We start from the raw sequence: 5,662 nt of genomic DNA on the forward strand, positions 1-5,662 counted from the left end.
GATAGATTAATTATATCAGCAAAGTTGAGGAATAGAAAAATCACAGACGCCGTTATTTTCCGGTATTTAGCGTCTATTTTCTGGAACATAAAAAAACTTCCCAAAAATTCAGGAGGGTGTTTATTAACTACATAATTATCATGAGGAAACTGAACGAGGGAAGTTGAATTTTAGCAGGCACAAATTGGTAGTTAAAAGAACTACCTAATATGGAGAATTGATGTAAATGTTAGAAGAAGAAAAATCTCCTAACATTTACATGAATTGAGCATTATAATTTTTCGATTTCTTCAATAGAAAGACCAGTACCTACAGAGATTTGCTCATTAGACAAACCCATCTTTTTTAAAGCTATAGCAATCTCACGAGCTTTTGTTTGCTCACCTTCAACCTTTCCAAGCTCCTTCCCAAGTTCCACTCCAATCTCTTCTTCTTCTGCAAGCCTACGTTTCTTCCATTCTTCAAAATCGAGGCGTTGCTGCTCCTTAACGGCTTCATTATCCCATTTCCGTTTCCTTTGCTGGTCGTATACTTCTTGTTCTTCCTTTGTCATATAACTCTAAGTATTGTTGTTTTTAATGGTCTCGCTGAGCTCCTTTTAATCGGTTTCGAATATTTTGCAATATTATAAAGTTTTTCAAAAAACGCTTTATTCTGTAGTTGTGGCGACATATCATCCATCTCTCCTTTGGACGCCTGCTCACTAATCAGCCAGGAGGTGTAAAATATCGCAGATCCCTCCTCTTTGTTATTCCCATGGTGTTCGTTCTTATTGTAGGTAAGATCTACAATCCGCTTTCTCCCCTTGAAAACTTCATTTAAGAAGGCAATCAGCAAGTCCCGGTTTTGGTCGACACTGAAAATTCTCTTAAAAGACAGATCAAGAAGTGGATCAACATACTTCGTATTACTCATAATTTACACTTGATTTTTTAAAAATGACTTCAAGTGTAACGATAGTTTTTCCAAATAAAAAATTTCATAAAAATCTGTAAATCAATATTTTGTAGTCTATTTAAAATAAAAATATGGCACTACAAAATATTATAGAAATTCGATCCATTCCCCGGTCTGCACCCAAGAAAATATGATTTACTGTGCGAACCTTAGAACCTGTTAAGGTTCAGAGAGCTCAGAAAACATATTCTCAAACTAAACTTCTTGACACCGGCTTGAACCCTTAATGGAGTCTTATTGGGATAAATGGTACCCTTATCCCAACAAAACCCCACTAAAATATACGCCAGGCACGAACGCCCCCAGTAGAACGTATAAAATACCAGCTATTGATTCAATAGAATTTCCATCATTTCTTTATGGTTATTCAAAAAGTACTTCGTCAGCATGTAATGTTCAGTTTCCTCATATTTAACGCTCCTAATACCCGAATCATCAAGCATATAAATCTTAGCATTAGGATACGCCAGTAAAATAGGAGAATGCGTAGCAATAATAAACTGAGAGTTTCTATGAACAAGGTTATTAATTGCCGTTAAAGCTGCCAATTGCCTGCTCGGTGACAAAGCAGCCTCGGGCTCATCAAAAATATAAAGACCGCCCCCACTGAGCTTATTGGTTAATGTGGCCATAAAAGACTCCCCATGAGAACATTCATGCAGAGAACGGACACCATACCCTTTGGTATAATCAACTTCATCCATATAAGTAGCCACGTTATAAAAACTTTCTGCCCGCAAAAAATATGAGTCATTCGGCTTTTTAAAACTCCTTACTGTTGCCAAATATTTAGATAATGGCGATGCGTTATCATGGGTTTGAAAATTAACGTTTTTCGTTCCACCCTCTATTCCAAAACCAAGACTGAGGGCTATTCCTTCAACCAATGTTGATTTACCTGCTCCGTTCTCTCCTACAATAAAAGTAACATCCGGATGAAAGTCCATGGAAAGTAAAGTACTGATCGCCGGTATATTAAACGGATATTCATCAAACGAGGGAACAAGTTCACGTTTGAAATTTATGCTTTGCAAATAAGGCTTAGCATTCGTCATATTCTGGATTATTTAAATGATTTTTGAATTTTAAAACGTTTTCAGGAAAGCCATTCCACGAGATTTTGGCCAGACTTCTTTAAAATCATAGGCTTCATACAATTTATAGGCCTCGCCGTCAGCAATTAGACTTATATAGCAGGAAACCGGTAAATGTTCATCAATAAAGTCCTTTAATTTTTGCATAATGAACTTACCCAGTCCCTTTTTCTGATGATCAGGCAAAACACAAATATCCACAACCTGGCAATGACAGGCACCATCACCAATGATCCTTCCCATCCCTACAGGCTGGTTATTATTTTCGGTATCAATTATAACAACACAGCAAACGGAGTTTTTTAACCCGGTCACTGCAGCTTCCATTGTTTTAGGGCTTAATCCACTTGATACTCTAAGATGAATATAGGTTTCGGGAGTTACGTTTTCGTAAAGGGCTTGATATTTCATATGACCATAAAGTTATGCTAATATTTTTAGTATTCATAATTTAATAGAAGGTCTTTTATAAATCTTTAATGAAACAAACAATACGCTCTATTTCTTCAAAACCGACTTTCTTATGAAAATCTATGCCTATGGAATTGGTTAAATTAGCGTCGGAGGCAAGTTGTGAATAACCTTTCTCTTTGGCCCAATTTTCTGCAACAGTTATCATTTTCTTCGCAATGCCCTGTTTTTGGTAATCTGATTTTACATAAATTGCCTCGATATACGCTAAAGGTAAATCTGTTGCACCGGCTACATAGTCATTTCGGCTAACTATATGTACAAAGGCTATATAATCCTCCTGGTTCTTCCCTAAATAGCAAATTTCATTTTCGGAACCTATTATCTTTTTATAATTTCCATATTCTTCAGCAAATTCACATTCGCTCCAGAGCTCTAGAACAAGAGTTATGAGCTGTTTAAGGTTATGTATTGAAAGCCGTTCTATTTCCATTTTTTAAATTACCATAAACAGTTTTAAAAGCAAAATATCCGATGTTTATTTTTAACAACATCTATATTAACTGTAGTTATTTTAACGCAATTCGTGTTTTTATCATCCGACTCTATACGCTTACCAGAAAATAGGCAATTATAGATGCCGTAAGAACAATGATAGTTCCGTTTATATACCAAAATTTCCTTGTCCATTCTTTAAAAATAAGCATGTTCAATAAACTTAATATAAGCAGTCCGAAGACGAGGGCAATCATGGCGTAGGTACGAATTACAAATGGGACTTCAGCGCTAGAGTCAGCGTGAGAACTTAAAATCGGGACAAGGAACCCAAAAAACAAACATATACCAACCCACAATACAAATAAACCAACAGGACCGATTTTGTTATTGTTCATCATCAACCAATTTCACCAGGATAAAAACGTCATTTCTTTAACTTACCAGATAGTTTTTGCAAAGATCGACAGTTATTTTTTATTTGAAAATATCACACCTACATTGGTGCAATTCAGATAAAATATGACAGAAAAATTTAATGGACCCGAACAGGGCAGCATGTATGATAAAGTCTTTAGGGAAAACATGGAGGACACCCTACCAGACGTTATTAAAGACGTACTTCGTCTCCATATTGTTAAAAGCGAAGAGATCGCGGATGATATTCAACACACCAAAGAACGCAGACCTGATCTTTTAAAAAGAGTAGAAGACGACCAGGGAAAGGTCTTTATACTCCACATTGAGTACCAGCGCGACAACGAAAAAAATATGGCTTTCCGCATGGCAGAATACAGCATCATGCTTCAAAGAAAATATGGACTGCCGGTAACCCAGTTTGTGATTTACATTGGTGCAGGAAAACCCACTATGCCCATGCGGATCAGGAATAAATATCTCCATTTTTGGTATAACCTGCTCACATTTTCGGAGATCGATTACCAGGTATTTCTAAACTCAGATAAAATAGAACAAAAGATGCTGGCCATTCTCGGTGATCTCCAGATTGAGGATACAGAAATGATCTTACAACAGATCGTTCAGGAAATAGAAAATAAAGGTATTGGAGAATTAGAACAAGGAAGATATTTAAAACAATTGCGCGTTTTAATGCAATTGCGTAATTTAGAGAAAACATCAATTAAAAATATGGCACTAACAGGTAAAATATTTGTAGAAGAAAAGGACATCTTGTACATCAGAGGTGAGATTAATGGAGAGATTAGAGGAGAACACAAAAAAGCCTTAGATGTTGCGCAGGAATTGAAGAACGAAGGATGTTCTTCATCATTTATAGCCAAAATCACCAAACTTTCGATTCAGGAAATCGAAGCGCTCTAATACCCTCCCCCCCTAGTTCTTCCAATTCTTGGAAGAACGCGCGCCAAACACTCCAATTTTCTGCGCATAACCACAAAATACAATATTAAAACCTACATTATGGGTTGATTAAGCACAGAAGGATCAGGTAATGAGACTAATACACCTACTTCTTTACGACAACTCTCCAAGTTAATTTGTTAAGTTCAGCCGCGGAATACTCCATTTTTTTATAAATCCTCCTTGCATTAATTGTATCAATATTCTTATACTTCTTAATAGAATCAACACGATAGATAAACAGGTTAAGCTTTTTATTATAAGAATTCTCAACATATCTAGGCCAATTCGCATTATCTTCAGGAACCCATAAACTGTCTGATGATTTAATACTATAATCGGCTAAATAAACTTCAGTATCACTAATACTCGGATATTCAGGAATTGTATCAGCATTCCAATATATCGCGATTTCACTGTTAGTATGATTAATAACCAGCAGTCTTTTGTCCTGTGGATCATAGGTACAGGATAACAGAATAAAAATCAATAAAATCCCACAAAGTTTCATTTTAAAAATTGAAAAAGTAAATTATCTACATCATTTGGTGCAATCTCGGGAATAGAATTCATTTATGGGGACCCAATGCCTTATTTTTAGTATTAAAAGCATTTATAACACCTTGCGGATCATCCGGACCTAAATGTAATAAACAGAAATGGCGGGCATCAGTTAGATACCCGCCATTTCTATTTAGATTCTTTATCTTTATTTGGAAAGCTTGCTCGAAGTTACAACTATATTAACCGACTCTGCAAGCTGTGCATCCAGATCAGCATGAAATACAGGGCTCGATGAAACAGTTTTTAAGGCTGCAAATTGGTTTACATTGATTTGTGAAGCATCAGCAATTACTGATATATGGCGTTCTGCAGATCCGCTTAGTTTCAGCGAAGAAGCATCTTTGGTCACGGTGTATACATCCTGTGCAACAACATTCACATCCACTTTGGCATTGTCATGTACAAATACCTGAAGCACTGGCAAGTTGAAACGGCCGGTTGATTTTACAACTGCATTTTCAGAAGCATCAATTCTTTTCAAGTCATTCACGGTCAAATACACGGTTGTTGTTTCATCATCCGTAGAATTGATGAACAATTTGTTACCCTCTCTTTTGAAAGAAACTTTAGCTTCAGTTTGATCCGTCTCTACACGGAAACCTTCTTTAGCGCCCTGAGTTAAATATACCTTTACATTTCCAGTCACTTTGATCATGGTTGCACCAGAAACGGTAGAAACTGCAGAAGGATTTTTGTCGCCTTCTTTTGCAAAAGTGGTAAATGCAGATGAAGTTAAAACGATAGCGGTTAATGCTGTTGCG

General features: G+C 36.3%; 8 protein-coding genes. 1 reads left to right on the forward strand and 7 read right to left on the reverse strand.

All coding sequences use genetic code 11. The features are described from left to right. Window positions 1-271: 271 nt before the first annotated feature. The 5 genes from VNZ46_RS29190 to aac(6') form a co-directional block, all read right to left on the reverse strand. On the reverse strand, window positions 272-553 hold the full coding sequence (locus VNZ46_RS29190; RefSeq protein ID WP_325565211.1) for a hypothetical protein: 282 nt from the start codon (window positions 551-553) through the stop codon (window positions 272-274). Continuing rightward, entirely contained in the window at window positions 550-915 is a 366-nt protein-coding gene (locus VNZ46_RS29195) for a PD-(D/E)XK nuclease family transposase (RefSeq protein WP_325565213.1), read from the reverse strand. Before VNZ46_RS29195 ends, VNZ46_RS29190 begins: the two co-directional genes overlap by 4 nt. A gap of 368 nt (window positions 916-1,283) precedes the next feature. Continuing rightward, window positions 1,284-2,012, reverse strand: a complete 729-nt coding sequence (locus tag VNZ46_RS29200; RefSeq protein WP_325565215.1) for an AAA family ATPase — start codon at window positions 2,010-2,012, stop codon at window positions 1,284-1,286. Window positions 2,013-2,042: 30 nt separating this feature from the next. Next, window positions 2,043-2,462, reverse strand: coding sequence for a GNAT family N-acetyltransferase (locus VNZ46_RS29205; protein ID WP_325565217.1), 420 nt, complete (start codon window positions 2,460-2,462; stop codon window positions 2,043-2,045). A 55-nt stretch (window positions 2,463-2,517) separates the two neighbouring features. Beyond that, entirely contained in the window at window positions 2,518-2,955 is a 438-nt protein-coding gene (gene aac(6'), locus VNZ46_RS29210) for an aminoglycoside 6'-N-acetyltransferase (protein WP_325565219.1), read from the reverse strand. Window positions 2,956-3,479: 524 nt separating this feature from the next. Between aac(6') and VNZ46_RS29215 the strand changes: the two genes are divergently transcribed. Then, window positions 3,480-4,298, forward strand: a complete 819-nt coding sequence (locus tag VNZ46_RS29215) for a hypothetical protein (RefSeq protein ID WP_325565221.1) — start codon at window positions 3,480-3,482, stop codon at window positions 4,296-4,298. A 145-nt stretch (window positions 4,299-4,443) separates the two neighbouring features. On the opposite strand, the gene VNZ46_RS29220 is transcribed toward VNZ46_RS29215, so the two are convergent. After that, window positions 4,444-4,848, reverse strand: a complete 405-nt coding sequence (locus tag VNZ46_RS29220; protein WP_325565223.1) for a hypothetical protein — start codon at window positions 4,846-4,848, stop codon at window positions 4,444-4,446. A gap of 198 nt (window positions 4,849-5,046) precedes the next feature. Next, the coding region (locus tag VNZ46_RS29225; protein ID WP_325565225.1) for a GIN domain-containing protein at window positions 5,047-5,662 on the reverse strand (616 nt) is incomplete at its 5' end.

This window comes from Pedobacter sp., from assembly GCF_035566355.1.
GTDB lineage: Bacteria > Bacteroidota > Bacteroidia > Sphingobacteriales > Sphingobacteriaceae > Pedobacter.